This is a genomic window from Leptolyngbya sp. UWPOB_LEPTO1, from assembly GCF_017302695.1.
Classification (GTDB): domain Bacteria; phylum Cyanobacteriota; class Cyanobacteriia; order Leptolyngbyales; family Leptolyngbyaceae; genus Leptolyngbya; species Leptolyngbya boryana.
The window spans coordinates 13,226-39,426 of the sequence record NZ_JAFLCJ010000008.1; the positions used below are offsets into that span (position 1 = coordinate 13,226).

A 26,201-nucleotide genomic window follows, 5' to 3' on the forward strand; every position below is an offset into this window, starting at 1 on the left:
TCATGGGACGGTATGTAGAGGCTGAGCCTTATCAATATCCATTCAATGGCGATTTACGCCCTGAGAATACGGCTCTGATTGTGATTGATATGCAGACAGATTTCTGCGGTAAGGGCGGTTATGTGGACAAGATGGGCTATGACCTGTCTCTGACGCGCGCTCCGATCGAACCGATTCGCAACCTCCTCAAAGTGATGCGAGACTTGAATTACACAATTCTGCACACTCGCGAAGGACATCGCCCGGATCTCTCAGATTTGCCAGAAAATAAACGCTGGCGATCGCAACAAATCGGAGCCGGAATTGGCGATCCGGGACCTTGTGGGCGAATTTTGGTTCGAGGAGAGTCAGGTTGGGAGATTATTCCTGAACTCGCTCCATTACCCGGAGAAGTGATCATTGATAAACCCGGAAAAGGATCATTTTATGCCACTGATCTCGATTTGGTTTTGCACCGTAAAGGCATACAAAACTTGATCCTGTCCGGCATTACCACTGATGTCTGTGTGCATACAACCATGAGAGATGCCAACGATCGAGGATATGAATGTTTGTTACTGTCCGATTGTACGGGTGCAACGGACTATGGCAACCATCTAGCCGCGCTGAACATGGTCAAAATGCAGGGCGGTGTGTTTGGGGCGGTTGCCGATTCGACAGCATTGATTTCTGCGATCGCGTGAGCCTCTGCTCAGGCATCGCAAGATACGTGTTGAACAATACAAAAGCGAGTAGAAAAATCGATTTCAATACGATGGCAATTAACTTCTGTGAGGAGGAACGATGAGCAGTCAGGATTCACCGCGATCGCGCATTTCCCGCCGTCAAGTCATACGCGGATTGTTAGCGACCGGGGCATTTGGTGCAACTTCAAAGCTCTGGGTTGGCTGTACCCCAGCGAACGATTCTTCAACATCTAGTAGCAGCCCCCCCGCAGGCAAAGAACTTGTAATGGGGTTTATCTACGTCGGTCCTAAAGACGATTTTGGCTATAATCAAGCCCACTTCCAGGGAAAAGAAGGTGTCCAAGGTGTGAAAGTCGTCGATCAAGCCAGCGTGCCTGAAACGACCGAAGTACAAGAAGCAATGCGGAACATGATCGAGCAGGACAAAGCAACCGTTCTGTTTCCCACCTCATTCGGCTATTTTGACCCGCATATTCTTAAACTCGCCACCGATTATCCAGAAGTACAATTTTTCCACTGTGGCGCAATGTATGATGCAGCCAAGCATCCCAAGAATGTCGGCAGCTATTTTGGTTACATTGATGAAGCGCAGTATGTTGCAGGCGTGGTTGCCGGGCATATGAGCAAAACCGGAAAGTTAGGTTTTGTGGCAGCAAAACCAATTCCACAAGTGCTTCGCAACATCAATAGTTTTACCCTGGGAGCGCGAAGCGTTAAGCCAACAATTACAACCCAGGTGATTTTTACCGGGGACTGGTCTTTGCCAGTAAAAGAAGCGGAAGCGACCAACAGTTTGATTGACCAAGGGGCAGATGTGATTACTTGCCATGTAGACAGTCCGAAAGTTGTGATAGAAACGGCAGAGAAACGCGGGGCGTTTACATCTGGCTATCACGCCAATCAGGCAGCACTTGCGCCGAAAGGCTATCTGACGGGTGCAGAGTGGGATTGGACGAAGGTGTATTCCGATTACGTCAAGATGATTCAAGAAGGTAAAACCTTGATGAATGGAGGGATTCCGCATTTGCTGCGCGGCGGATATAAGGATGGATTTGTGAAGATTTCGGCATTTGGACCGGCGGTATCTGAGACTGCGAAGAAGGACGCAGAAGCCGCGAGGGACAAAATGAAGGCGGGTTCGCTAGTCATTTACAAAGGCGGACTCAAAGATAATACGGGTAAAGAGGTTGTCCCTGCTGGAAAAGACTATGCGACAACTGCGATCGAGCTTGAATCGATGAACTGGCTCGTAGAAGGGGTCGTTGGTAAAACGGCTTAGCAGTCTCGCTCAAGCTAGAGATTTGTTAGATCTGCGACGTTTCTAGAAAAAATGAGATCCTGATACTAAATTGGTTTGATTTGGTTACAAATCAATTCGGTGTCAGGATTTCGAGTGCAATGGGTGAAGTCGTTTAGAGTGATAAAGACTTTCTTTTTGCAATCCAGAACGATGAGTTGGATGAATTTGGTTTGGCTAGCTGGCGGCTTGGGAATTGGATTTGTGGGGGGTTGGTGGGCGAAGCGATCGTCTAAAGTCGCATCCTCTACTCCCGATCGCACATTGGAATTGGCGTATCAATCCGCACTCGAACTTGCGCAATTCAAGGCAGGATTTTTAGCCCGCACTTCCCACGAGTTACGATCGCCCTTAAGTGGATTAATCGGTTCGCAGCAATTAGTTCTAGGCGATCTCTGCGAATCGCCTGAAGAGGAGCGCGAATTTATTGAACAGGCGAACCTATCCGCTTTAAAGCTCGTGAAATTATTGGATGAAGTCATCCATGTTTCTAAAGTCGAATATGGAACCAGCCCATTAGACTTTCAGTCTGTTTCCGTCAGTGATGTGTTTGACAATGTATTTTCTTTAACGCATCTATTAGCAGAGAACCGGAATTTGCGATTTCAAATCGTGTTACCAGAACCCGATCTGGATGTGTTTGTCGATCGCAAAACGCTAGAGCAGATTTTAGTCAGTTTGATCAGTAGCGCGATCGCAACAATGCAGGAAGGCACGCTCAAGCTCTCAGCTCACATAGAATCCGAATTTGCAGTGATTGAGCTAGAAGATCAGCGACCGATCGAGGTATGGCGAGAAGCGATCGATCTGCTCAAAGCCGAAGCTCCAAAAGATTTAGACCCACCTTCTCTGGGATTTCGCCTGCTGATGAACCAAACTTTGGTCGAGGTGATGAACGGTCGGTTAGAGTTAGGAAAGTTGAACGAAACCGTCACACAACTGCGGTGCGTTCTTCCTCGAAATGCGGTTCAATCTTAGGCATGGATTCACTCATCGGTCAGACAATTTCAAACGGCAAGTACACCCTGCAAGAAGAGATCGGGCGGGGAGGATTTGGCATTACCTTCAAAGCCGTTCATCACTTTTTGGATCAAACCGTCGTGATCAAAACGCTGAATGAAGCTTTGAAGGCAGAGAAAAACTTTGCCGATTTTCAGCGCAAATTCCAAGATGAAGCCCGACGGCTTGCGACTTGTATTCATCCCAATATTGTCCGGGTCAGCGACTTTTTTGTTGAAAACGATCGCGCTTACATGGTGATGGATTACATTCCAGGGCAGACCTTGGAAGACTTAGTCTTTCCTGATCGACCGCTGCCCGAAGCGATCGCAATTCGCTACATCCATCAAATCGGCTCAGCCCTTGAAGTCGTTCACCGCAACGGTCTGCTGCATCGAGATATCAAGCCGCAAAACATCATTTTGCATGAGAAAACTCAAGAAGCAATTCTCATCGACTTTGGAATTGCACGAGAATTTACACCGAATCAAACCCAAACTCACACGCAAATGATGTCGGTCGGATATGCACCAATCGAACAGTATTTTGCTCAAGAAAAACGCAGTCCTGCTAGTGATGTTTACGGTTTAGCAGCAACCCTGTATGCATTAGTCACCGCCAGAATTCCGACGGCATCAATTTTACGCGATCACGAACAGATGCCCGAACCCAGAGAGTTAGAACCTTCGATCAGCCCAGGCGTGAATCAAGCCATCCTGCGCGGAATGGCGATGAATGCCAGCGATCGACCTGCGACGATCGCGCAATGGCTAGAGCTATTGCCCCTGTCTAGCCCAACGGTGACTCAGCTTAGCTCAACGGTGACTCAGCCCCCTAAACCGGGAACTGCTGCAACCGTTGTCGTGCTGCCTGCGCGTGAACCGATGACGACGATCGCGAAACCGGGATTGCGAGTCGTTTGGCTCCTTGCTGCTTTATCAGGATTAACGCTCACTGGAGTCGCGATCGCGATTCTCTGGTGGCAATCCCGCCAAACCCCGGCACCACAACTTACGCTCAATTCCCCAAGCCCCTTGCCCTCGGTTTCTCCTACCCCTTCTGCACCACCGAAACCTACGCCTTCTGAAACACCAAAACCCAAACCGAGCGTTGCTGCATCGCCCACTCCGACACCCGCACCCCAGCCTGTGCGGATCGATCCATCCCTGCCAGCGCCGATTACAGAAGAATCTCCCACTGCCTCTCGAGCCAATCCGAGTCGCGTTCCAGGCTTTGCTGTTGGCACTTCAGAACGAGAGGTGCGAGCCGCACTAGGAGAGCCTGCCCAAACGAAACCGGGCTATTGGCAAAATACTCGCAGCGTTTTGTATGAGGTTGTTCCCGATCGCATTACCTTGGCATATTTATACGATCGCAATAGTAACCAAGTCAGACAAACTGAAGCCTCCTTTGCTCAAGCTGTGGATAATTTGACCATGCAAGTCACAGTCAATGGCATGTTAGGCAGTGAAGCAAATCCAGAAGTGATTGAGGCGTTGAAGCGAGTGTATCGCAGACAGAGCAATCTCCATAATTTCCAACAGGGCAATCTGCAAGGAGTCATTGCCCGGAATGAACAAGATCGGATTTATGTGGGCGTTTGGGAGGCAGGCTTGCATGACTAATATCCGCTTTTGTGAGCAACAGAAAAAATTTGTTCTGCTCTTGCACTCCCGACATACCGCCAGTGCCAAGGTTCAAAGCTCACGCCCTGCTTGTTATTGCGTGGGAAGGAGAGCTCAAATCCATATTGATCAGCCATCGCAGCTAACCATTGATACGCCCGAGTGTTTGCAAAGCTGATTTGTAAATCCGTATCGGGGCGTTGCCGATCAGCAATATCGATTGCATAGCCTGTATGATGTTCGCTGTATCCGGGTGGAGCGCTCCATTTTGCCGCTGCTTGTTTGCTGCCTCGACGGGCAATCTGTTGCTTCCATAATCCAGTCTGCACCGAGACAGACCGAAATCCAGAAATTGGCATCAGCGACACACCTGATTTTCGAGCCGCGATCGCCATCTGCTGAAAAGCTTGAACGGCTTCAACATCCATCGATTCAGACCTCGAAGAGCGGCTACGGACAAACTGACCGACCGTTTTCAATCGCGATGGATCGTCTTCTCGATAAGGAAAGTGTCCGTAGGAAGGTCGCATCGTGCTAGCTGGTACAGTTCGTACCGGAATCTCTAGCGTTTCTGTCTGTGAAACAACGAATTGTGGAATCAGTCCAACAATAGTGCTGGTTGTGAGAGCCGCGATCGCCAAAAATCGCAACAGCTTTAGAGATATCCAAGAGAGTTTCATCCAACGTCCTCGCGCAACCTAAGATCAAGCCTATGGTCTTCTTCGATAGCATCATTCATGGTTTCAGCATAATTTCCGCAAAAAGTAAGAAATGTTCAGCAATCTAGCGGAACGGGTACTTGAAAATACACCCGTCTAAAATTTCAGTTGTCCTTGATGAATGAAGCCTGGAGTTCCGCACACATCTGTTGTGTACCAATCTCCTTTCCGTTCATAAACGTTAATTTCTTGCTTTTCTCGCACGGCACAAAGAATCGCTCCATTCGGCGAAGCTCTGACATTCGAGGGTGGATCAATTACAGTGGCAACGTCTGCTTTGGAGACTGAATCTTGCGGTACTGTTTGACCACAAATGCGCGCTAGCATTTGCTCAGTTGCAGCAGATTGAGGACGATTCACCTGTTGTTCTGGCAAGCTTTTCCAAGTCCCGCTCGCACAGTCGGTTTCTGCTCGAACTTGTTCGGCATCGAGATAGTAAACAAAGCGAATCACCGCAGGATTACTGGCATCGATCGAACAAGTATCTAAGGTCAACGTTTGCGATCTCAATGTTGTTCCTGTTTGCAATCTGCACGATGCGTCGATCGCGGGTACAGGTTTAGCAGGCGGCTCAGGAGGCTTTGCGGGTTGCTCAGGAATTGGAGAAGGCTTTGACTGCGGCGGTTCGCTGGGTAAAGGTGCAGGAGATGGGTCGAGAGATGGCTTCGGAGACGGAGATGCGATCGCGTTCGCGACTGGCGAGTTCGATACGATCGGAGTCGGTCGGCTTGTGAAGTAGGCAATCAGCCCAGCGATGCCCGCTAGAGAAGCCACTGCCACGCCAACAAATGCCCATTGCCAAGTCCAGGGAGATCGTGCCACAGAGGGCGGTTGGGTTAGAGGTGTTGGCGCAATCTGTATCGTATCGTTAGGGATTTGAGAGACAGACGGCAGGATCGTCGAGGGTGGAACTGCACCGGGCGTTAATGCGATCGCCATGTCTTCTGCGCCTGCAAATCGTTGATTGGCGTAGGGCTGAATTGCTCGATCGAGGACTGCTGCAAAGTCAGGACTCCCATTCGGAGCATACTGCTGCCACAATACTTTTCCGGTCATCGGATCATTATCTAGCTGTTGTGGCTGTCTGCCAGTCAGCAGATAGATTGCAGTTAATCCCAAACTATACAAATCACTGGAAAATACGGGACGACCTGCCATCTGTTCCGAGGGTGTATATCCAGGGGTTCCAATCACGATCGAATGGGTTGGATTCCCGCTAGCACTCATTACCGTATTGATCGTTTCTTTGACGGCTCCAAAGTCAATCAGAACGGGTTTTCCGTCCGAATGCCGCAGAATGATGTTGTCGGGTTTGATATCGCGATGGACAATGCCTTGACGATGAATATCTGAAAGCGTGGGTAAGAGATCCAGTAAGAGCGATCGTGCTTGCCTCTCACTAAACACGCCTCGCGATTCGACGCACTGTGTCAAGGTTTCGCCTTCGATCCATTCTTCTACCAGGTAGAACTCTTCTCCTTCGGCAAAGTAAGCATAGAGCCGTGGAATTTGATGGTGATGTTCCCCTAATTGTTCGAGAATTGCGGCTTCTCGTTGAAATCGCTCTTGGACGAGTTGATGAATTTGGAGATTGTCATGAATGGGTTTGAGTTGCTTGAGAACACATTTTCGTCTCGAAGGCATTTGAGTATCTTCGACCAGGTAGGTTTTGCCAAATCCTCCCTCTCCCAAAACATTGAGAATGCGATATCGATTGCTCAGAAGATTGATCGGACTACTCATGCATCAAATTTCTCGAACTGAGGAATATCTCATTTTACAGTCTGAAATTTTGCTTCGTATAGTGCTTACTTTTCTTGCTATTGAACAGCACGAGATTGCATCAAAGCTGAGCTTTAAGTCGGTATCTGGATGTTGTGAATCAGCCCTATCAATTTAAAAAACTCCGAGCTTCTGCAAGCCCGGAGTTCTGGAATATCCCGAAGTTCTGGGATACGTTTAGTAGCGATCGCGGGTACTCGATACATCAGCAGGATCGCGATACGCTGTTGCCGACGATGACGACGAGTACTCATCGCGACTGCTCTTGCGTCCCATCAAACCAAACAGACCCAACAACCCTAACAAGCCCCAATAGCCATTCCGACCTTCTTGATGATAATCAGCATCAACCGCAGTCGTTCCAGTTCCAGTTCCCGGTTCGCCAGGAGTGGTTTGGCTCATCGCTGGCAGAGACAACGGAGCAAGAATCAAAGCAGATACAATTGCAAACTTTGCAGCAAAATTAGACATGATTTATAAACCTCGTTTCACCTTGAACGACTCCAGCGTAGAAATTTTGAACCCCCGTTAAATCTGACTAAAGCTTGAGATCCCCTCTGTTAATAGGGACATTTCGTGGTAAAGAACCCTCTTCACTTAGCAGCATGAATATTTCAAAACCGTTACATTGATTGGGTTTGCGGCGCAACGCGATCCCGTCCGGTGATAGGCTAAGAAACGTAGAAAACAAAAGGATTTATTAAGAGGCTTCTCCATGACGGGTTCTTCGCACCTTCCACTTTTGTTACGGGCAGCACGAGGCGAGGCGTTGGATCGTCCGCCAGTTTGGATGATGCGACAGGCTGGTCGCTATATGAAGGCATATCGGGATTTGCGCGATCGCTATCCGTCATTCCGGGAGCGGTCTGAAATTCCAGAAGTCGCGATCGAAGTCTCGCTGCAACCGTGGCGCGCATTTAAGCCCGATGGAGTGATTTTGTTTTCAGATATTGTGACTCCTTTACCGGGGCTAGGTATCGAAATGGATATCGCTGAAGGAAAAGGACCCATTATCGCGGATCCGATTCGCTCTCAGGCTCAGGTGGACAAGCTCCATCCTTTGGTTCCTGAAGAGACGATGCCGTTTATTAAAACGATTTTGAATTCATTGCGCGAGGAAGTGAAGAACGAGGCAACCGTTCTTGGTTTCGTCGGTGCGCCTTGGACGTTGGCAGCATATGCGGTGGAAGGAAAAGGGTCGAAAACCTATTCGGTGATTAAGAATATGGCGTTTTCTGATCCAGCCATTCTGCATCAGTTGTTGTCGAAATTGGCAGATGCGATCGCAACGTACGCTTGTTATCAAATCGATTGCGGCGCGCAAGTGATTCAGATGTTTGATTCTTGGGCAGGTCAGCTTAGCCCCCAAGATTACGATACGTTTGCATTACCGTATCAGCAACAAGTCTTCCGCAAGATTAAGCAGGTTCATCCGGAGACTCCGTTGATTCTGTTAGTGACCGGAAGCGCAGGTTTGTTAGAGCGGATGTCGAAAGCAGGCGCGGACATTTTGACGATCGATTGGACAGTCGATATGGCAGATGCGCGTGCCAGATTGGGCAAAGATGTGAAAGTGCAAGGAAACCTTGATCCAGGCGTATTGTTTGGCTCGAAGGAATTTATCCGCGATCGCATTCTCGACACGATTCGCAAAGCAGGCAACCGAGGACATATTTTGAACCTGGGTCATGGCATTTTGCCGAATACGCCTGAGGAAAATGCAGCTTACTTCTTTGAGACTGCAAAACAAGTTGATCAACTCCTGAGCGCTGTCTAATCGCTTTGATTCGAGAGTTTAGCCCCCTAAGTCCCCCAATCTGGGGACTTTGAGCAAGAGAAATTATTCTGACTTGAGAAATTTCTACCGTTCAAAGTCCTGCAAATTTGGGAGATTTAGGGGGCTGGATCTGTTTTAAACGTCGCGAAAACACTGACCCTACTGATTCACTGAAAAGACAGGTGAAAGGATCAGAAATAGGCAGAAGCGTTTATTCTGTTTATTCATAGGGATTTCCTCACACGTAATCATGTCTTTCATCCATCATCACCTCCCCCAATGACCAAGCGAATTTTTGTGACAGGTGCAACAGGTTGCATTGGTCACTACCTTGTTGAAACCCTGATCCAAGAGACTGAGCATGAATTATTTTTGCTAGTTCGGGATGCCCGAAAGCTCAAGATCGATGTGACTTTCAGACCGAATGTGACTGTGATTCAATCTGATATGCAGGAGATTGAGCAGCATCGGGATTTGTTACAGACGATCGATTGTGCAATCTTAGCGGCAACCGCTTGGGGTGGAGATGCTGTTTATGACGTGAATGTGGAGCGGAATCTGCAATTGATTTCCATGCTTGATCCCAATCGGGTGGAGCAAATTCTCTATTTTTCGACTGCGAGTATTCTCGATCGTCAAAATCAACTCTTGCCTGAAGCGAAGGAAATGGGCAATGAGTATTTGAAGTCAAAATATCTTTGCTATGAGCAATTAGAGCAGTTAGAGATCTCTAAGAAAATCACCAAACTCTTTCCAACTTTAGTGATTGGCGGTGGAGATCGATATCCTTATTCAGCCATCACTGCCGGGATTCCCGGCGTCGCGAAATGGGCGAAATTAATTCGGCTGTTTAAGGCGGATGGAAGTTTTCACTTTACACATGGACATGATATTGCCCAGGTTGTGCGATACTTGGTCGATCATCCCGCACCGGGACAAAGTTTAGTTTTAGGCAATGCAAAAATTACGGTAAATCAAGCGATCGAGGAATTGTGTGATTACCTGAAATTACGCCCCTTGATGAATATTCCGCTCTTGTGGATGGCGGATATTATCATCTTTCTGTTTCGGATTCAGGTGGGCGAATGGGATCGGTTTTCGATGAAATATCGCCACTTTACACATCTGAATCCAGTGAGTCCGGCATCCTTTGGGATGGCGAATTATTGCTCGACGATGGAGGATGTGTTGAAGTTGAGTGGGGTGAAGAAAAGGTTAGGGAGATAGAGGAGTAGGAACTGGAAAAGTGGAAGATGGGGAGAATCGTGTGCGATGTTTCGCAACAGGCAACAGAAGAAATTGTTTTAACTCTCCCCATTCCCCCATCTTGCCTAGATGAGCTTGATCGAGCGGAAGGCGAGAAATAAGCCATAAGCAACCGCGATCATGCTGCCAACTAATGCAAAGTAAGTGACTACTGCCATAAATTTTGTCTCCTAAGACTCCTAACAAAACTATACAGAATATTGCGATCGCTTGGATCGGAGCTTGTATATCTGATGAGTGCAACGCAATCAAGTGAACTGCTGCCGGAATTAGGTCTGCGATCGTTCGAGTTTCACTCCCGCATAGCAAACCAAGACGATGTGGTTAGTGCTTCCCTCGAAACACTTCAGGAAAAGTAATGTCACTCCACACTTTCATTGACCGGGAAGCGATCGAGTAATTGAATTGCCCGTCCCGCGTTCGCCTTCAAAGCATCGGAAACGTGGGGCGTATGCGGAATCTGCGACAGAAAATCCAACGTCCGCCGCAACAATCTCACTACATCTCCCTCATCCAAGCTCGTATTCTTACACAACTCCAACCAATCGACTCCTAAAGCCCACTGCTCGACCAATCCCACCATTTCATCTTCTAGCCACACCGGAAGCACGACCTGATACCGCCGCTGCACCTGAAACAGTTGCCGTCGCACCCGTCTTAACTCGCTCAACGCTTCTAGCACAGGTTCCGACACATCATAGCGAGTCCAACTATCCGGACGCGAAACCTCGGTTACTAAGGCAGCACAAGCGGTCGCCAAGTGATGCGGATCAAGATGATCCAAATCATGGGACATCAGCGCCAATCCTAACCACAGTTCGTTATCTCCGCGAATTGCAGCCGTCGCTTCTCCAAGAATTGTCGGAGTCAAATCATCCAGACATCCAAACTTCCTGAGTACCTCGATCAGCGCCACAAATTCTTCCCAGTGTCGTTGAGATTGACGATCGAGTTTTTCTTGTCGATCGTCAATCTCACTTTGCAGCATTTCTATCCGCTTCTGCCGCTTGATAATTTGGGGACGATCGCCCCACTGATGCACTGGATGCGCCTCAAGCTGAGCCTGAACAGCATTCAACCTTTGCTTCTGCGCGTAAACTTCCGGCGCATCATCTGGCAATCCGGCGGGGTCGGGAATCATTTGTGCGATCGCTGCACTTTCTTCTGTTCCTCGACGCGCCTGTCCTGGTTTAAATACCAACTCCGGAGGTGGGGTCAACTCATCGACTTCCTGCAATCGCGGAATCTCACCTCGAAGGGCAACCACATCTGCAACGCTTGCCACATACCAGCGATTGTTCTGCCCCAAACATACAAAGTAAGGAAACTGCCCAGAACCAGGAGCCTTCATCACCAAAACGGCTGGAATTAGTGTGGAGCCATCTCCTTTCAGTGTTAAAGCAGTTCCTGCAACGGCAAAAGAAAGTGCGATCGCCCGTTCCCCTGCTTGCATATCATCTGCTTGACTTTGCAACGTTTTCAGCAAGCGCTTCTCTTCTTTGATTCGCCCTTGTAGCTTTTCGTATTGCGTCAAAAGCTTCCAATCAATGTCAGAAACGATCGTTTCAAGTTGTTTTAATTCGAGCTTACAGCGATCGAGCTCTTGCTGTTGCGGGCGTAAATAAAGCGTTGACAAATATTGTCCAAAACTGCGTTCGATCAATTCTTTTACTTCTTCGATCGAATGCGTTTGCAACAAATTCAACACCATCCCATAACTGGGTGTGAACTGGCTGACTAATGGATCGGCTCCAGACGTTGCTAAATACGCCGCTTCTTTTGCCCCTTCAAACGGCGTTTGTACCGTCACAACATAGCCTTGATCGTCCATGCCGCGTCGTCCTGCCCGCCCTGACATTTGCAGAAACTCGGAAGGATTCAGCAATCGATGCCCTGCATCTGTCCGCTTAGAAAGACTGGAAATCACCGTCGTTCTCGCAGGCATGTTAATCCCCGCTGCCAGTGTTTCTGTAGCAAATACGACTTTAATTAAACCCTCTTGGAACAGTTCTTCGACTAGACCTTTCCAAGCCGGGAGAATTCCAGCATGGTGAGCGGCAATGCCGCGATACAGCGGTTCAACTTGTCCTGCCCGTCCGGCTTCAGGATTACGATCGAGAAAATCATCAATCCGTTTTTTTAACCTTGCCGTTTCCACGTCATTCACCAAGGTTAAAGCACCCAGTTCATTGACCGCTTTATCACAACCCCGGCGACTAAAGATGAAATAAATCACCGGGAGCATATTCTTCGCGCTCAGTTGGCTAATCGTAAATGCCAAACTGGGCGGTTCTGGGCGAGTTGCTCCGCGTTGATTTGCCCCTCTTGGACGGTACTGAGCACGCTTCGGCTTCAGTTTTGGACTCATTTTCTTGCCCGTCTCATCCAACAGTGGAAACAGTCCCTTCGGAGTGCAGAATGAGAATTGCAGCGGAACCGGACGAAAATCTGAATAAATTAACTCCGTCTCACCATGAACTTGCGAGATCCAATCGGTTAATTGATCACTATTTGCTACGGTTGCCGAGAGTGCGACGAGTTGGATCTCAGGCGGACAGTAAATAATCGACTCTTCCCAAACTGTGCCGCGCTGGCGATCGTTCATGTAATGACATTCATCAAGCACAACCGCCTCTACGCCAATCATTGAAGTCCCGACTTCCCCGATCGGCGTGCCATACAGCATGTTGCGAAAGATCTCAGTTGTCATCACCACAATCGGTGCGTCTCGATTGATTGAAATATCTCCCGTCAGCAACCCGACATTTTCGGCTCCAAACGTTTCTCGAAAATCCCGTAGCTTTTGGTTTGAGAGGGCTTTGAGCGGCGTGGTGTAAAACACTCGTTTCCCACCAGCGAGCGCACGATGAATCGCATATTCCCCCACTAACGTCTTTCCTGATCCGGTCGGGGCGCAGACGACAACGGATTTTCCGGCATCCAGTGCAGCGATCGCGCTCAATTGAAATTCGTCGAGTTCAAACGGGTAGAGCTTAGAAAGATCAACTCTGGAAGGGGAAGTGTTCACCACGGAAAGCCAAAAGGTAAGGACTAAAAATCAGATAAAAGTCTTAAATGATTTTACGCTCTCATGCTAACGTAAGCGATCGATATTACCGCAGAATGCGGTTTTGATCGAAAAAAAGTTCGCTTGATCGCTTCGAGGCAAAATGCAATAGAGTAGATTATTCTATGCTTTGGTCTGGGGTTCGGAGCGCAACTATGGCGGTAGACAGTTCGATCGATAGAATGTGGTCTGAAGTTCTGGACGTTTTGGCCCTCAAGTTCAGCCGCCCAACGTTTGAGGCGTGGGTGAAAACGGCGATCCCTGAAGAGCTGACAGAAACTTGTTTAACGTTGAGAACCTCGAATCCATTTGCCAAGAACTGGATTCAGAAGTACTACATGAAAACGATTCTCGAAGTCGTTCACCATGTTCTCGGTCGTCCGGTCGAGGTGCAATTTCGGTTTGTGCCTGATCCGGATGCGGTGGTCGAGGAGGATGCCGATTTGTTTTATCCGTTCATGACGGAACCTCCGCCGATTAATAACCAGTTACCTGCTCAGGGTCAAGCGAGCAAGTCTACTGACCTCAACTCGAAATACGTCTTTTCTCGTCTCGTTGTCGGGCCGAATAACCGCATGGCACATGCCGCGTCGCTGGCAGTTGCCGAATCTCCCGGACGAGAATTCAATCCTTTATTCCTCTGCGGTGGGGTCGGACTGGGCAAAACTCATTTGATGCAGGCGATTGGGCATTACCGTCTTGAGATTTCTGCGGATGCGAAAGTGTTCTACGTCTCAACTGAGAAATTTACCAACGATTTGATCACAGCCATTCGTAAAGACGATTTGCAGAGTTTTCGAGATCGCTATCGTGCTGCTGATGTGCTCCTCGTCGATGACATCCAATTTATCGAAGGCAAGGAATACACTCAAGAAGAGTTCTTTCACACCTTCAATACGTTGCATGAAGCAGGCAAACAGGTTGTGCTCGCTTCGGATCGCCCCCCGAATCAGATTCCTCGCCTGCAAGAGCGGCTCTGTTCTCGCTTTTCCATGGGCTTAATCGCCGATATTCAACCGCCTGATCTCGAAACTCGCATGGCAATTTTGCAGAAAAAAGCGGAATACGAGAACATGCGACTGCCGCGGGAAGTGATCGAGTACATCGCCTCTAGCTATACCTCGAATATTCGAGAATTAGAAGGCGCACTGATTCGAGCGGTGGCATATATCTCAATCTCTGGGTTGCCGATGACCGTTGAGAATATTGCTCCGATGCTGAATCCACCGATCGAGAAAGTTGAAGCCTCTCCTGAAGCGGTTTTGAACTCGGTTTCAGAGGCGTTTGGGGTGTCGATCGAAGATCTCAAAGGCAACTCTCGCCGTCGAGAAATCAGCGTTGCTCGACAAGTTGGGATGTATTTAATGCGTCATCACACTGAATTGAGTCTGCCAAAAATCGGTGAAGTGTTTGGGGGCAAGGATCATACGACGGTCATGTACAGTTGCGAAAAAATCGGACAATTAAAAGAGAAAGACTCCAGCATGGCGCAAACCTTACGGCAACTCAGCGATCGTATTCAGCTTGCCAGCCAGGGGCGAAAATAAGGGTATCGAGAATGCCAATGATCCTGTCTTGAAACTGTCCATCACCCATGACAGATCAGAAAAAAGCCACTAGAGTGTAGTGGCACAAACTTTAAGTTCTTGTTTTTTACGTAAAGTGTCTGATGTTCTGACTCAGCTTAGCCACGGGCAATCGCTGATAGTGAATAGCCGTAGACGAAATGGATTAATTATTTATAAGCAGTTTCATGCGGAGTTTGCAGGTCCAGGTGCAGCGGTCGGAAATTTATTCGATCGAGATTGCAAAGGGGTGTTGGCAGTCGGAGATCTGTCATTAGTGTATCCAAAAGCTCACGATGAGCGGCAGAAGGCTTATTTAATTCGTCGGCAATGGATTCGTTTAACGCAGCAGATTACAGATAATGCGCTGCCGTTTCAGCGCGCGCAAATGATTCTGAATCAATTTGAAAATTATTTTGGAGCCGAATTAGTGTCCCGCTTACCGAGTGAAGCGTTTGCGCTAATGGTCGGCGTATTGCCTCAAACGATCGAAATCGTCCGCTACTGCCCTGATCACCCATCCATAAAAGGGCGCAACTAAAACTTCTCCCCTTGCATCCTTACAATGATGTGCAACCTTTAGCTTTGTCCTCAAGGGTCTAGTAATTGGCGAAGAGAAAATTCCAATGAAACAAGGTCTTCTTGAATCGTTTGCCAGATGATAGACAAATTCACTTGAAAGTACTCGTGAATCACGATATTCCGCATTCCGCGCATGTCGTTCCAGGGAATTTCAGGGTGTGAAGCTTCTAAGTCAGGTGGAATGATACGAACTGCTTCACCAATCATGGCAAGGTTATACAAAACGGCACTGATCGTCTTTCGATCGGCTTGGAACTGTTCAAACGTGATCCCGTTTGTAAACTCTCGGATCTCCACGATCGCAGTTAGCACGTCTCTGACTCTATTTTGCCAATCTCTAGAAGGCACGGATCGCCTCCCGAAAAACGGGTTCTCGCAAGTAAGGTTTGAGAGAGTCAGGCGTGCCCAGATCAACCGGGCACTCTAAAATCTCTTCCAGATATCGCTTCAAGCGTACAAACGTGAATAACCCGACCGGACGATCAAACTCTACTAGCAGATCCACATCGCTGTCTGTTCGCCCTTCATCCCGTGCCACTGAACCGAACAGCATGAGAGACTTCACGCCAAAACTCTTCAGCGTTGTTTGATGGTTTGCCAGTACTGCAAGGGCTTCTTGTTGACGCATAATCCAAGCTGTAACGAAAGGAAAACCTACCGAGAATTCTATCTCACCTCCCGATGACTTCTCTACTCGACGACATCCTCCCGCTCAATTTCATGTTCCTCTTGCTGTCGCGCCCGACTTCCCGCCAGCGCGACACTGATCGCATCCAAAACCCGCGACACTGGGATCACTTCCATCCCGACATCTCCATAACTCGCGCCCTTGGGAACGATCGCTTTTTTAAATCCCAATTTCGCCGCCTCCTTCAGTCTTAATTCCGTCTGCGAAACCGGGCGCACCTGCCCCCCCAAACCGACTTCACCGATCAAAACCGTGTAGGGATCAACAATACGATCGCGAAAACTCGCTGCCACCGCGACTGCTACGCCCAAATCCGCCGCAGGTTCCCCAACATTCAACCCACCCGACGACGCAACATAGGCATCTAACTTGGATAACGGAATTCCAACCCGTTTCTCTAGAACTGCCAGAATTTGCAGCAATCGATTGTATTCAATCCCTGTCGTCGATCGACGAGGTGAACTATAACTCGTCGCACTCACCAAAGCCTGCAATTCCACAACGATCGGACGAGTCCCTTCACACGCAACGATTGTAGCTGTTCCGGTCGCCGCTTCGTCTCGACTGCCTAAGAACAATTCCGACGGATTCAGAACTTCTTGCAGCCCTTGATCAACCATTTCAAATACGCCGATTTCATGAGTTGCGCCGAATCGATTCTTCACCGATCGCAATAATCGATGACTTGCAAAGCGATCGCCTTCAAAATACAAAACAGTATCAACCAAGTGTTCTAAGACTTTTGGACCCGCGATCGCGCCTTCTTTGGTCACATGCCCGACGATAAACAGCGTAATATTCTGCCGTTTTGCGACCTGCATCAGCACCGAAGTACACTCACGCACCTGTGAAACTGATCCGGGAGCCGAAGTCAACGCACTGTAATACAACGCCTGAATACTATCGATGATCGCCACTCTTGGCTTCAGCGATTCCAACTCCGCCAGAATCGTATCTAAATCAATCTCTGGCAATAAATGCAGACTGCCTTGCTCCTCAGAAGGCTCTAGCAGTTCAGTTGCTTCTCCCTGCTTGCCAACGCCAAGCCGTTGCGCTCGAAGTTTCACTTGTCGCCCAGATTCTTCCGCACAGACATACAGCGTCCGATATTTTGTCGCTAATCGATTGGCTGTCTGAAGCAGCAGCGTCGATTTTCCGATCCCTGGATCCCCCCCAATCAGCACCAGCGATCCCGGTACGATTCCGCCCCCTAAGACGCGATCGAGTTCCACATATCCTGACCCTAATCGATCCTGCGCCGTATCCGAAATTTCATTTAGTTTCAACGATGCGATCGCGCGGGCGGGAGAGTCAGAGTGCGATCTCCCTTTCGTTGCGCCTCGTAACCGGGTCATCTGAGCCGCTGCAGGTGGGGCAGTTGGACGAGAAACCTGTTCCTCTAACGAATTCCATGTGGAACAGCTCGGACAGCGCCCAAAATGTTGAGAAAATTCAGCCCCACATTCATTGCAAACAAACGTCGATCGTACTTTAGGCATTCGTAAAAATTAATGATAAATTGCGTGTAGACATTAGCAAAGCTTAAGAAAGCTTGAAGCTCAGACATAATCAGGATTTGATGCCCTGAAAATTAAAAAGTGAGCTACTATCTCCATAATAAAAGTTGGAAAAATTAACGACTACGGATTTGACTTAAGGAGTATTACAAATCGTGGAAAGTCATAAAGAAAAAATTCTGGTTGTAGACGATGAAGCAAGCATTCGTCGTATTCTAGAAACTCGGCTCTCAATGATTGGTTACGATGTCGTGACGGCTGCTGATGGGGAAGAAGCCCTTGATACATTCCGCAACGCTGATCCCGATCTCGTCGTTCTCGACGTCATGATGCCAAAGCTGGATGGCTACGGTGTCTGCCAAGAACTCCGTAAAGAATCCGATGTCCCGATCATCATGCTCACTGCTCTGGGTGATGTTGCCGATCGTATTACCGGACTCGAATTGGGTGCAGATGATTATGTCGTCAAGCCATTCTCGCCTAAAGAACTCGAAGCTCGCATTCGTTCGGTGCTGCGTCGGGTAGACAAAACGGGCGTAACCGGAATTCCCAGTTCTGGCGTCATCCACATTAACAGCATTCGTATCGATACCAACAAACGCCAAGTTTACAAAGGGGACGAACGGATTCGCTTAACGGGCATGGAATTCAGCCTGCTCGAACTCTTAGTCAGCCGATCCGGCGAGCCATTTTCGCGATCGGAAATTCTCCAAGAAGTTTGGGGCTATACGCCTGAGCGCCATGTCGATACCCGCGTTGTAGACGTACATATCTCCCGCCTGCGCGCCAAACTGGAAGACGATCCGAGCAATCCAGAACTGATCTTGACGGCTCGTGGAACAGGCTATCTCTTTCAGCGCATTCTCGAACCCGGTGAAGAACTTTAAGTAAAGTGTTGGCGAGGAATGTCCCCGCCCCACTAACGTTAAATCCATGAGCGTGAGACCCATTGACGTGAAACCAACTGATATTCAAACAGTGTGCTGTTAACGAGCTTGGGTCTGCATCGGTTGAACGGGGAGCAATTGATTGAGTAACTGTTGTTTCGGTTGATCGATCGCGACCCAATCATCCTGCAAAATCCCACCTGTATCCTGGCTATTCGGATTCCAACTCCAATACGCGAATCCTAATTGGTTGCGCTTCAAATAATCCACAAATCGGCGCTGCCAAATCCCTTCTTTAGATTTTTCGTCAACTTGCCGACCGCCGAACTCTCCAACAAAGATCGGCGCAATCTTTTGTCGGACAATATAAAAAAATCCTTGCTCCCATCGGGTGGTCAGATTCCGCGGAAAATCGATCGCAGAGAACCAAGGCTGCTGAAAGACCCCTGCACCATATTCATGCGGCGAGTAAACCACGCGATTCTGCACGGCTAAACGAACCGGGAATCGCTTCACCCCTTCAAGATTGCCGCCCATCCAGTGCTTCAGTCTCTGCCCTGGCACATTGTTCTCAACCCCTTCGACCACAATCAGCCAATTGCGATTTACTCTCAAAATGGCATTTCCAGCCCGTTCTGCCGCCAATCGCCAATCTGTTGCTCGATCTCCAGTACCCCAACTTGCTTTGCCATGCGGTTCATTTTTCAAATCAGCCCCAATCACATGCGGCTGATTCTTATATCGCTCTGCCAGCATTGTCCAAGTGGAAATCCAATCCTCTTCTGTAAATCCATCGCCATACCAAAGTTCAGGAATGCGCTGATTATTCAAGCGATGGCTATCCAGCAACACCATCAATCCTTGCCGTCCTGCCTCTTGGATCACTGCATCCATTACCTCGATCGGCTTTTTCCCCTGTAATTCCTGATTGCTCCCGATCGCAAAATTGATCCCGCTTACCTCAGCCGCCCGCAATCCTTGCACCGAATACGGCAATCGAATCACGTTGTATCCCAACCCCTTGATCTGCCCCAACATTTCTTTATAATCACGCGCCCAAAGCCCATGCGGCGAATTCGTCTCTGTCTCCAGTCCGAACCAGTTCACCCCTCGCAGCAACACAGGTTGTCCTGCCGCATCTACAATCTCAGATCCCCGTGTCGAGAGCGGAAGTTGAATCCGCACGGTCATTTGAGCCACAGAAGGCAAAGATTCAGGTGCAATGAAATTGAAAAGAATTGCGGCGATCGCGGCGACAAACAGAATTGGATAGAACGGTTTACGGCTCAAGTGCCGATGCAAAATTGATCGAATCAAGAATTCACGTAGCCTATTTACAAAGCAATCAATTCGCTGATTGAGTCTCATGATTTCGGGAATGTTTGAAAGAGAAACCTGAATAAAGCAGAGGAATCTTGCGCTATTAAACCTGAAGCAGTGATCGCGAAAATGCTCATCTAAAATACTCTTCCATCCTTGACGTAACCCTCAGACAAAAGTCTCATCTTCATTGATGAAACTTTTGTGAATTCCTGAAATCGCGACAAACCTCTGCGATTTCGCCTCTACAGATCTAACCCCTGTTAGCCGTTGAATTTCGTGAATCTTGATAAAAACAACCGCATTTTTACAGAAACTTTTCTGTGATTTGGCGATTCTTCATCAGATTTACACCTGTTTTCCCTCTTAAACAGATTAAGGTTAGTAGCAATAAGTAATCCTTCCGAGTGCCGTCGGTTGTCTTGATTCCGTTTCCATTGTGAATCCTGGCCGCGATCACTCAAAGAAATTACTGCTCTAACCCGGTTTTCTAACCAAGATACTCAGAACAGTCACTTATGTCTTCACTTGCAAAACTCTTTGTGCCTGCTGCCCTCAGTGCTGGAGCGGTCTTCTCAGCCTCTGCTGTCCCTCTTACGCTATATGGTTCTCAGCCGCTCGCGGTTCAATTTAAGGAAGAGCGTATATTTGAGGGACAATTGAGAGAGGTTGCAACTCCTTATCTCGCGATCGCCGGCTTTCTCAGCTTGGGAACTAGCCTAACGATCTGTGCGGCTCTCGGTTGGAGACGTGCTGCCCAAAACTCAGAATTCGCTGAAGCGCAACTTCTAGAAGTAGAAAAGCAGCTGAAGCAGAAAGAAGCTCAGTTGCAGAACACGCTGATGTCTGAAGCTTATCTAGCAGATTCTAACTTGAAGTTTTTCCTCGATGAAGATGTGCCGCTCCCTACTCCTGGCGTTCCTAAGTTGGTCACGCCTCAACCTGCTGTCAGGTCAACTCAAGGGACTCAACCTGTTGCGGCTCAAATTCAAACTGCCGTACCTCTTCATGCAGCCCAACCCTATCTGGGATTTTCACGCTCGACTGCGGTAGCTCAGTCTACTACTGCTCCCAATGAAGCGGATGCGATCGCAAAAATGCAAAAGCTCCAAAGCCAACTTCAGCACATCATGACTGAGATTGAAACGATCCAAAGCACGCTGCGCGTCGAGCCTGCATCAACTTCAACTCCTGTCTCTGATGCTCCTCTGAATCATCTCGCTCAACGCTTTCAAGCACTTGATCCAGCTTGGGTAGTCCAGAAGTAATCAAAAAAGCACTCAAGCTCACCTGCTCAAGTGCCCCATCATTGCTTCAATTCAAAGTCCCGCATTTGGGAGCCTGCAAAATCTATCTTGTGTCAACGCATAAATGCGTTTACAGGAAGTGCAGCATCAATCTGCTCTTTCACATCGTTTACTTTATTGACAGGTTGAACTGAAACTTTCACCACAGTTGTACCGGATTTCTGACTCGCCACTTTCGCAGTTGGCGGCTCGATCGACATCCACTGTTCTGTCTGTAAGTAACTTTTCCCATCTGCAGTGAATTGAACACTGGTTGCTTGATTCTTTTGGGCTTGTGATTGCACTGAGATCGAACTTCGAGTTGGATCAGTCAGTGCTAGAAATCTCACCTGATTATCTGGCTGAAATTTCAAAGCCAATTCTTGATTGCTCTGCTGCCAAGTTTCTAAAGCCCCATTCTGACCAGGTTGCAACAGATTCAGCGAGGTTTGCCATTTGCCTTTCTCAACACTCACTTGAGTCTTTGCCAGGATGGAGTAAGACCGCTCAGCAGCGATTTGTACATCTCGTCCCGGAATTTGCAGCGCTCGGATTGCTTGAACGGTAATCTGAGTCTGTTCTGGCAGATTTGTTTGACCGGAGATTTTGTAAACGCCTGTTTCTCCAGTTGCCTCAACTTGCATGGATAAAGTCGTCGTCTGTTGAGAACTACTCAGAAATGGCATCTGGGTACAGCCTGTGCAGAGAATCAGAAGCGAAATCAGGGTACTACTCGCAAATTTACGGAGAAATTGCTGCAAACTTTTCATAACTCATCACGGGTAGAGGGTAGTCAATTTGTCTAGCGATCGCAAATGTCAGACAACACCCTTATTCATTCCCTGACAGCTGAACTGACTCACATTTCTAATTTTCAAGGACACTTTGCCCACCGTCCAAATAATTGTGTCATTTTTTACCAGGCAAGTTAAAAGAGTAATAACCAGAGAAAATTTGAGGTTTCATTCCGAGATTTCGCGGGAACTCTAGGCATGGGAAATGCTGGCGCAAGTTGTAGTACTGAAATTCAGCTTTCCAGAAGCCGTAGGGTCATCAAATTAAGTATTTAAAAGCACGAGTTAATTCGTGAGATTACTTAGAACAGGCTTCGCAGTTCGTCCAAGTCCAAACAGTAAAAACCTGTCTATCGAGTCAATATGGTGTGGGTGAAGCATGTCAGATGTATCCCGGTTTCCTAAATTTATCTCTCTCATTTCTTGGGTTGCCTTCTCGTCAGTCTTAACAGTCCTGACGACTCAGGCAAGTTTCGGTAATTCAGCCCAAGCAAACCCCTTAAATTCCAAATCTCCTGAAAAGATTGCTGCTGTTTCCCAACCCAGCAACCCAGCTTTGCTGATTGAGAAATCGCAACCCGTGAATCAGAGCGAAGCAGATTTAATTCAACAATTATCCGGTCAAGCGACCTCTGTGCAGCCTGTAACTGCTGCGATGCCCAGTTTCGCTCCGCCTGCTGCTACAGTTCCAATTGCTGCTCAAAGCGTTCAACGTCCTGAGCCAGATTCTCCATCACTAGTCGCTTCTACCCTCTCTGGCAGTGATGTCGGTACGAATCTAGTCCCCACGCCCCGTTTTAAGGCTTCGACTGCATCGATTCGCGGCATTAACCCAGACGCATTCAACTCTACGATCGCACTGCAATCTCCGACAACATCGACAGAAGCTCCATCGATTGCCGCCCAAAATAAAGCGAACTTCTTGGCACAATCCGGACGCGATGCGGAGATGCTAGGAAGACCCAATCGTCCGTTCATGCGAAGTACAGCCTTAACACCTCCAAGTTTGACCTTTCAAGGTGTTTTTCTTTATCAAGGTGATGAAACCTCGGCACGGGCAAGACTTTACGGCATATACCCTCTTAGCCCAAGTGCCTTAGTGGGAGCAACTTTAGATGTCACGACTGGAAAAGGTTTCACAGATACGCCCGACAACGGCTTTAATGTAAACGAGCTGTATTTTGCAACGTCTCCGCGTGACATTCCCAACCTGCGCTTTGTAGTTGGACAAATCGATTTTACGTCCTACTTCGATCGCAATAGTTTCGCAAAAGACGGTGCAACTCACTTCTTCAATCCGATTTTCCAAACGAACCCTGCTCTCAGCGCAACGGGTATTGCATCTCGTCCTGGCGCACTTGTTAATTTCAGCTTGACGGACAACATCGAAGCAAAAGCTGCGGTCTTCTCTTCTTCAAAGGGATTAAGCGACTTTGCCTTAGACGGTTTTGCGGGTGAGTTGGGGATGCGCTACGGAAACTTGATCGTGCGTGGAACCTACGCCACTGATCGAGATTCTGGCTCAAACAGCGGCTTCCAAGAAATTTTCCAGCTGAGCCGGGGCGGAGGTCGTACTGGATTATTAAAAGGCGATCGAGAACAAGCTTATGGTGTCAATGCAGAAGTTTTCATTCCTAACTTGAAGATGGGAATCTTCGGGCGATATGGACGCTATAACAATCTTGATCTAGACGAAAGTGGCGACACCTTCAGTGGGGGCATCACCTTCCTCGATTTATTTAGCCCTGACGATCGTTTAGGACTCGCTTACGGTCGCGCGTTGTCAAATGACAAGCTCAGACGGAACAGTGGCGAAAATGTACCCGATGCTTTGGAGTTGTTCTACGACTTCAAGCTTCTGTCGAACTTGCGTGTGGGCTTCTCAGTCCAACAGCGCAATAATTTCTCGGAAACCATCGCGGGCGTTCGTCTTAGAAGCGAATTTGATGTCACACCCAGAGGAAGACTGGTTCAATAATTCACCTGCATCATGAGTACACGGAAACACCCTGCTAAGATGTCTCGCGTTAAGAAACAGTTCACGCTCTCTCTTTGCCTTGGATGGCTACTTGCCGGAACACCTCTGCTGACTCTTGCAGAGGCACAAATGGCAATCGCTCAAACGCAAAACATCCCTGCGGATGTCCGTCAAGCTTATACGCTACTCGGCAAAGGTTGGGTAGACGATGCAATCCAAGCATTCCAGCGATCGATTCAACGCTATCCAGACTCAGTTGAAGCGAAGCTAGGATTAGCGATCTCGCTGCGTCGAGCAGGTCGTGATTCTGAGGCGTGGCAAGCCTATCAACAAGTGTTGCAGCAAGATCCGAACAATCAATTAGCGCTGAAAACAGTTGGACTTTTAGCAAGCTTTAAGCCGGAGTGGCAGAAGCAAGGGATCGATGCCTTGACGACGCTGCTTCAACTCAACGCAGGGGAAACTGAAGCACGTGCCCAACGTGCCTTGCTGTATGGCTATCAAGGTCGTTTTACCGAGGCACTTGCAGATTATGAGATGGTCTTAGCAACAAATCCAACGCCAGAAGTTCTGTTAGGAGCCGCTCAAATCTATACCTATGCTGGAGATAGCCAGAAAGGACTGGAGTTATTTGAGCGATATCGTTCGCGCACTCGTACTCCAATTACGGGCAATGCAGCGATCGCCTATGCCCGTGCTTTGCGTGCAGCAGGAAACAATACTCAAGCTATTCAAATTTTAGAAGGGCAACTTCCAAAGCAAATGAATGCGTTTGGAATTCAAGTACGCTCTGAACTCTCTCAAGCTTATTTGGCAAATCGGCAGTCGGCGCAGGCACTCGCAATCCTTGATCCATTACGCGATCGCACTGATTCTCGGTTGCCGTTAGCACGTGCATTGAATGAACTGGGCAGACAGGAAAACCGCCCAGAACTTCTAGCACAGGCAGGAGCCTTGTACAGACAGGTCTTAGCATCAACATCGAACCCTTCTCCAACGCTGCTTCGAGAGATTGCAGATGTCTTGGGTGGAATTTCTCAAGAGCGCCAAACGGCTCTACAGATCTATCGTCAACTCGTTCAGCAACAACCGAACAATCAGACTTTAGTCATTCAGCAATTGGCATTAGAGAGCCAGCTTGGCACGCTGAATCAAAGCGAAATTCGGCAACGTTTAAGACCGATTTTACAAAGTTTGCCGAACGAGCCTGCTCAACAATTTGCGATCGCTCAAGCACTGGTTCGATTAGAACCCGATCCTGAGTTCTTCGACATCTATGAGACATTAATCCAGAAAGAAGTCAGTGAACCGTTCTTGAACTTCCGTTACGCGCAGCTTTTGATTGAGCGTAACGAATTTGAAGCGGCAAGAGCGGCTTTATCTCGCTATCAATCTACTCTAGTTGGCGCACGCGACCAAGCTCCAGAACTGCTATTTGCAGAACTCGATCGCCGACAAGGTAACTTAGAAGCTGCCGCAAAACGCTATGAAACTTTAATTGCGAGTGCCTCAGCAAATGATGAGTTGAAAGCAGGGGCAGTTCGTTCTCTCGCAGGCTTGAGACTGTCTCAAAACCGCTTTGACGATGCCTTGAGATTGTACGATCGCTTAATTGCAGACAACCCTGACGATTTACAACTTCAACTCGGTCGCACTTCTGTTGCTTATCAGGCAAAGAAAATTTCAGAGCGTGAAGCAGAAGTTGTGCTGGCTCGATTCTTGCAGTCACGCCCTTCCGAAACACCTGCTGAGTTGTATACCTTAGTTGGGATTTTACCGAGTGATACCAGCCGTGAAGCTTTATACAACGCTCTCATTGAAGCTGATCCCACAAATGTTCCAGTTCAGGTGCGGTTGATTCAACTGTTAGCCAGTCGCGACCCGCTGCAAGCGAGAGCGCAGGCAAATCGGCTGATTGCGAAAGTGCGGCGAACTGCATCAGACGATCGCACTAATCTCTCCCTGTTATTCCTCAAAGCTCAATTAGAGCAAACACTCGGAAATAGTAATCGTGCAGAAGATGCTTATCAAGCAATTTTGAAAGTTGAACCCGAGAATTTAGACGCACTTTCTGGTTTAGGAGGAGTGAAGTTCCAACAGAGACAATTTACATCAGCCGAAAATATCTACACTCAAATCCTGGAAATGAATCCAGACAATTTGATTGCTCAGCGATCGCTGGCTGAACTCTCTGCGGCTCAAGGTCAACCTTTGGCAGCACTAGATCAATTTGAACGGCTGAAAATTCAACAGGCCGAGCAAGGAGCATCAGATTTAGAACTGGAGCAACGAATTCAGAAACTCCAGGAAGGAATGTTGCAACAACGCGGTTTCCAGCCGCCTTGGGAACGTTATTAACTTAACGG

22 protein-coding genes are annotated in these 26,201 nt (G+C 48.3%); 12 read left to right on the forward strand and 10 right to left on the reverse strand.

The annotated features are described in order from the left end of the window. Positions 1-2: 2 nt before the first annotated feature. The 4 genes from biuH (at position 3) to J0L70_RS13680 (ending at position 4,607) form a co-directional block, all read left to right on the forward strand. Complete coding sequence (gene biuH / locus J0L70_RS13665) at positions 3-683, forward strand: biuret amidohydrolase (RefSeq protein WP_017291414.1); 681 nt, start codon at positions 3-5, stop codon at positions 681-683. 100 nt (positions 684-783) lie between these two features. Then, positions 784-1,965, forward strand: coding sequence for a BMP family ABC transporter substrate-binding protein (locus J0L70_RS13670; RefSeq protein WP_287455017.1), 1,182 nt, complete (start codon positions 784-786; stop codon positions 1,963-1,965). A gap of 171 nt (positions 1,966-2,136) precedes the next feature. Then, positions 2,137-2,961: a sensor histidine kinase gene (locus J0L70_RS13675; protein ID WP_287455019.1), complete on the forward strand. Its 825-nt coding sequence runs from the start codon at positions 2,137-2,139 to the stop codon at positions 2,959-2,961. Between the two features lie 2 nt (positions 2,962-2,963). Then, positions 2,964-4,607 (forward strand): serine/threonine protein kinase, encoded by a 1,644-nt coding sequence (locus J0L70_RS13680; protein ID WP_287455021.1) that lies wholly within the window; start codon positions 2,964-2,966, stop codon positions 4,605-4,607. On the opposite strand, the gene J0L70_RS13685 is transcribed toward J0L70_RS13680, so the two are convergent. The 3 genes from J0L70_RS13685 to J0L70_RS13695 all read right to left on the reverse strand — a co-directional run bounded on the left by J0L70_RS13685 (position 4,604) and on the right by J0L70_RS13695 (position 7,579). Further along, positions 4,604-5,287: a M15 family metallopeptidase gene (locus tag J0L70_RS13685; RefSeq protein ID WP_287455023.1), complete on the reverse strand. Its 684-nt coding sequence runs from the start codon at positions 5,285-5,287 to the stop codon at positions 4,604-4,606. The two genes, J0L70_RS13680 and J0L70_RS13685, sit on opposite strands and share 4 nt — an antisense overlap. A 135-nt stretch (positions 5,288-5,422) precedes the next feature. Beyond that, positions 5,423-7,069, reverse strand: a complete 1,647-nt coding sequence (locus J0L70_RS13690) for a serine/threonine-protein kinase (RefSeq protein ID WP_287455024.1) — start codon at positions 7,067-7,069, stop codon at positions 5,423-5,425. 216 nt (positions 7,070-7,285) lie between these two features. Beyond that, positions 7,286-7,579, reverse strand: coding sequence for a WGxxGxxG family protein (locus J0L70_RS13695; RefSeq protein WP_017291408.1), 294 nt, complete (start codon positions 7,577-7,579; stop codon positions 7,286-7,288). A 244-nt stretch (positions 7,580-7,823) separates the two neighbouring features. On the opposite strand from J0L70_RS13695, the gene hemE reads away from it, so the two are divergent. Both hemE and J0L70_RS13705 read left to right on the forward strand, forming a co-directional pair. Continuing rightward, entirely contained in the window at positions 7,824-8,885 is a 1,062-nt protein-coding gene (hemE, locus tag J0L70_RS13700) for a uroporphyrinogen decarboxylase (RefSeq protein ID WP_017291407.1), read from the forward strand. Positions 8,886-9,164: 279 nt separating this feature from the next. Beyond that, on the forward strand, positions 9,165-10,112 hold the full coding sequence (locus tag J0L70_RS13705; protein ID WP_017291406.1) for an NAD-dependent epimerase/dehydratase family protein: 948 nt from the start codon (positions 9,165-9,167) through the stop codon (positions 10,110-10,112). A 104-nt stretch (positions 10,113-10,216) separates the two neighbouring features. Here the strand turns inward: J0L70_RS13705 and petL are convergent, their stop codons facing one another. Continuing rightward, positions 10,217-10,309, reverse strand: a complete 93-nt coding sequence (gene petL, locus J0L70_RS13710) for a cytochrome b6-f complex subunit PetL (protein WP_017291405.1) — start codon at positions 10,307-10,309, stop codon at positions 10,217-10,219. A gap of 203 nt (positions 10,310-10,512) precedes the next feature. Further along, positions 10,513-13,179, reverse strand: a complete 2,667-nt coding sequence (locus tag J0L70_RS13715; RefSeq protein WP_287455026.1) for a DEAD/DEAH box helicase — start codon at positions 13,177-13,179, stop codon at positions 10,513-10,515. 194 nt (positions 13,180-13,373) lie between these two features. Here J0L70_RS13715 and dnaA point away from each other — a divergent pair, with 194 nt between their 5' ends. Beyond that, on the forward strand, positions 13,374-14,765 hold the full coding sequence (gene dnaA / locus J0L70_RS13720) for a chromosomal replication initiator protein DnaA (protein WP_026149035.1): 1,392 nt from the start codon (positions 13,374-13,376) through the stop codon (positions 14,763-14,765). Positions 14,766-14,844: 79 nt separating this feature from the next. After that, positions 14,845-15,324 (forward strand): hypothetical protein, encoded by a 480-nt coding sequence (locus J0L70_RS13725; RefSeq protein WP_144056300.1) that lies wholly within the window; start codon positions 14,845-14,847, stop codon positions 15,322-15,324. Positions 15,325-15,374: 50 nt separating this feature from the next. Here J0L70_RS13725 and J0L70_RS13730 read toward each other — a convergent pair whose 3' ends face one another. The 3 genes from J0L70_RS13730 to radA all read right to left on the reverse strand — a co-directional run bounded on the left by J0L70_RS13730 (position 15,375) and on the right by radA (position 17,552). Then, entirely contained in the window at positions 15,375-15,713 is a 339-nt protein-coding gene (locus tag J0L70_RS13730) for a HepT-like ribonuclease domain-containing protein (RefSeq protein ID WP_026149034.1), read from the reverse strand. Then, on the reverse strand, positions 15,703-15,993 hold the full coding sequence (locus J0L70_RS13735; RefSeq protein ID WP_017291400.1) for a nucleotidyltransferase family protein: 291 nt from the start codon (positions 15,991-15,993) through the stop codon (positions 15,703-15,705). The genes J0L70_RS13730 and J0L70_RS13735 overlap by 11 nt, the downstream gene beginning before the upstream one ends. 62 nt (positions 15,994-16,055) lie before the next feature. Continuing rightward, a complete protein-coding gene (gene radA / locus J0L70_RS13740; protein WP_287455030.1) occupies positions 16,056-17,552 on the reverse strand; it encodes a DNA repair protein RadA in 1,497 nt (498 codons plus the stop codon). 173 nt (positions 17,553-17,725) lie between these two features. On the opposite strand from radA, the gene rpaB reads away from it, so the two are divergent. Next, positions 17,726-18,457 carry a response regulator transcription factor RpaB gene (gene rpaB, locus J0L70_RS13745; RefSeq protein ID WP_017291398.1) on the forward strand — a complete coding sequence of 244 codons (732 nt, stop codon included), beginning with the start codon at positions 17,726-17,728 and terminating at the stop codon, positions 18,455-18,457. A gap of 99 nt (positions 18,458-18,556) precedes the next feature. On the opposite strand, the gene J0L70_RS13750 is transcribed toward rpaB, so the two are convergent. Further along, the gene (locus J0L70_RS13750; protein WP_287455032.1) at positions 18,557-19,774 is read right to left on the reverse strand and encodes a glycoside hydrolase family 5 protein; all 1,218 of its coding nucleotides are present in this window, start codon (positions 19,772-19,774) and stop codon (positions 18,557-18,559) included. Between the two features lie 521 nt (positions 19,775-20,295). Here J0L70_RS13750 and J0L70_RS13755 point away from each other — a divergent pair. Then, positions 20,296-21,045: a hypothetical protein gene (locus J0L70_RS13755; protein ID WP_287455033.1), complete on the forward strand. Its 750-nt coding sequence runs from the start codon at positions 20,296-20,298 to the stop codon at positions 21,043-21,045. A 92-nt stretch (positions 21,046-21,137) separates the two neighbouring features. Here J0L70_RS13755 and J0L70_RS13760 read toward each other — a convergent pair whose 3' ends face one another. After that, positions 21,138-21,833: a hypothetical protein gene (locus tag J0L70_RS13760; protein ID WP_017291395.1), complete on the reverse strand. Its 696-nt coding sequence runs from the start codon at positions 21,831-21,833 to the stop codon at positions 21,138-21,140. 403 nt (positions 21,834-22,236) lie between these two features. On the opposite strand from J0L70_RS13760, the gene J0L70_RS13765 reads away from it, so the two are divergent. Next, complete coding sequence (locus J0L70_RS13765) at positions 22,237-23,835, forward strand: hypothetical protein (RefSeq protein WP_287455035.1); 1,599 nt, start codon at positions 22,237-22,239, stop codon at positions 23,833-23,835. A gap of 12 nt (positions 23,836-23,847) precedes the next feature. Then, on the forward strand, positions 23,848-26,193 hold the full coding sequence (locus tag J0L70_RS13770) for a tetratricopeptide repeat protein (protein WP_287455037.1): 2,346 nt from the start codon (positions 23,848-23,850) through the stop codon (positions 26,191-26,193). Positions 26,194-26,201: the final 8 nt, after the last annotated feature.

What these genes read in the sequence shown, in the direction of transcription:
- biuH (WP_017291414.1), top strand. Translation starts at nt 3, where the DNA reads ATGGGACGGTATGTAGAGGCTGAGCCTTATCAATATCCATTCAATGGC.
- J0L70_RS13685 (WP_287455023.1), bottom strand. Translation starts at nt 5,287, where the DNA reads ATGAAACTCTCTTGGATATCTCTAAAGCTGTTGCGATTTTTGGCGATC.
- J0L70_RS13770 (WP_287455037.1), top strand. Translation starts at nt 23,848, where the DNA reads ATGAGTACACGGAAACACCCTGCTAAGATGTCTCGCGTTAAGAAACAG.
- hemE (WP_017291407.1), top strand. Translation starts at nt 7,824, where the DNA reads ATGACGGGTTCTTCGCACCTTCCACTTTTGTTACGGGCAGCACGAGGC.
- J0L70_RS13670 (WP_287455017.1), top strand. Translation starts at nt 784, where the DNA reads ATGAGCAGTCAGGATTCACCGCGATCGCGCATTTCCCGCCGTCAAGTC.
- J0L70_RS13735 (WP_017291400.1), bottom strand. Translation starts at nt 15,993, where the DNA reads ATGCGTCAACAAGAAGCCCTTGCAGTACTGGCAAACCATCAAACAACG.
- petL (WP_017291405.1), bottom strand. Translation starts at nt 10,309, where the DNA reads ATGGCAGTAGTCACTTACTTTGCATTAGTTGGCAGCATGATCGCGGTT.
- J0L70_RS13695 (WP_017291408.1), bottom strand. Translation starts at nt 7,579, where the DNA reads ATGTCTAATTTTGCTGCAAAGTTTGCAATTGTATCTGCTTTGATTCTT.
- J0L70_RS13680 (WP_287455021.1), top strand. Translation starts at nt 2,964, where the DNA reads ATGGATTCACTCATCGGTCAGACAATTTCAAACGGCAAGTACACCCTG.
- J0L70_RS13705 (WP_017291406.1), top strand. Translation starts at nt 9,165, where the DNA reads ATGACCAAGCGAATTTTTGTGACAGGTGCAACAGGTTGCATTGGTCAC.
- J0L70_RS13760 (WP_017291395.1), bottom strand. Translation starts at nt 21,833, where the DNA reads ATGAAAAGTTTGCAGCAATTTCTCCGTAAATTTGCGAGTAGTACCCTG.
- dnaA (WP_026149035.1), top strand. Translation starts at nt 13,374, where the DNA reads ATGGCGGTAGACAGTTCGATCGATAGAATGTGGTCTGAAGTTCTGGAC.
- J0L70_RS13690 (WP_287455024.1), bottom strand. Translation starts at nt 7,069, where the DNA reads ATGAGTAGTCCGATCAATCTTCTGAGCAATCGATATCGCATTCTCAAT.
- radA (WP_287455030.1), bottom strand. Translation starts at nt 17,552, where the DNA reads ATGCCTAAAGTACGATCGACGTTTGTTTGCAATGAATGTGGGGCTGAA.
- J0L70_RS13675 (WP_287455019.1), top strand. Translation starts at nt 2,137, where the DNA reads ATGAGTTGGATGAATTTGGTTTGGCTAGCTGGCGGCTTGGGAATTGGA.
- J0L70_RS13755 (WP_287455033.1), top strand. Translation starts at nt 20,296, where the DNA reads ATGTCTTCACTTGCAAAACTCTTTGTGCCTGCTGCCCTCAGTGCTGGA.
- J0L70_RS13765 (WP_287455035.1), top strand. Translation starts at nt 22,237, where the DNA reads ATGTCAGATGTATCCCGGTTTCCTAAATTTATCTCTCTCATTTCTTGG.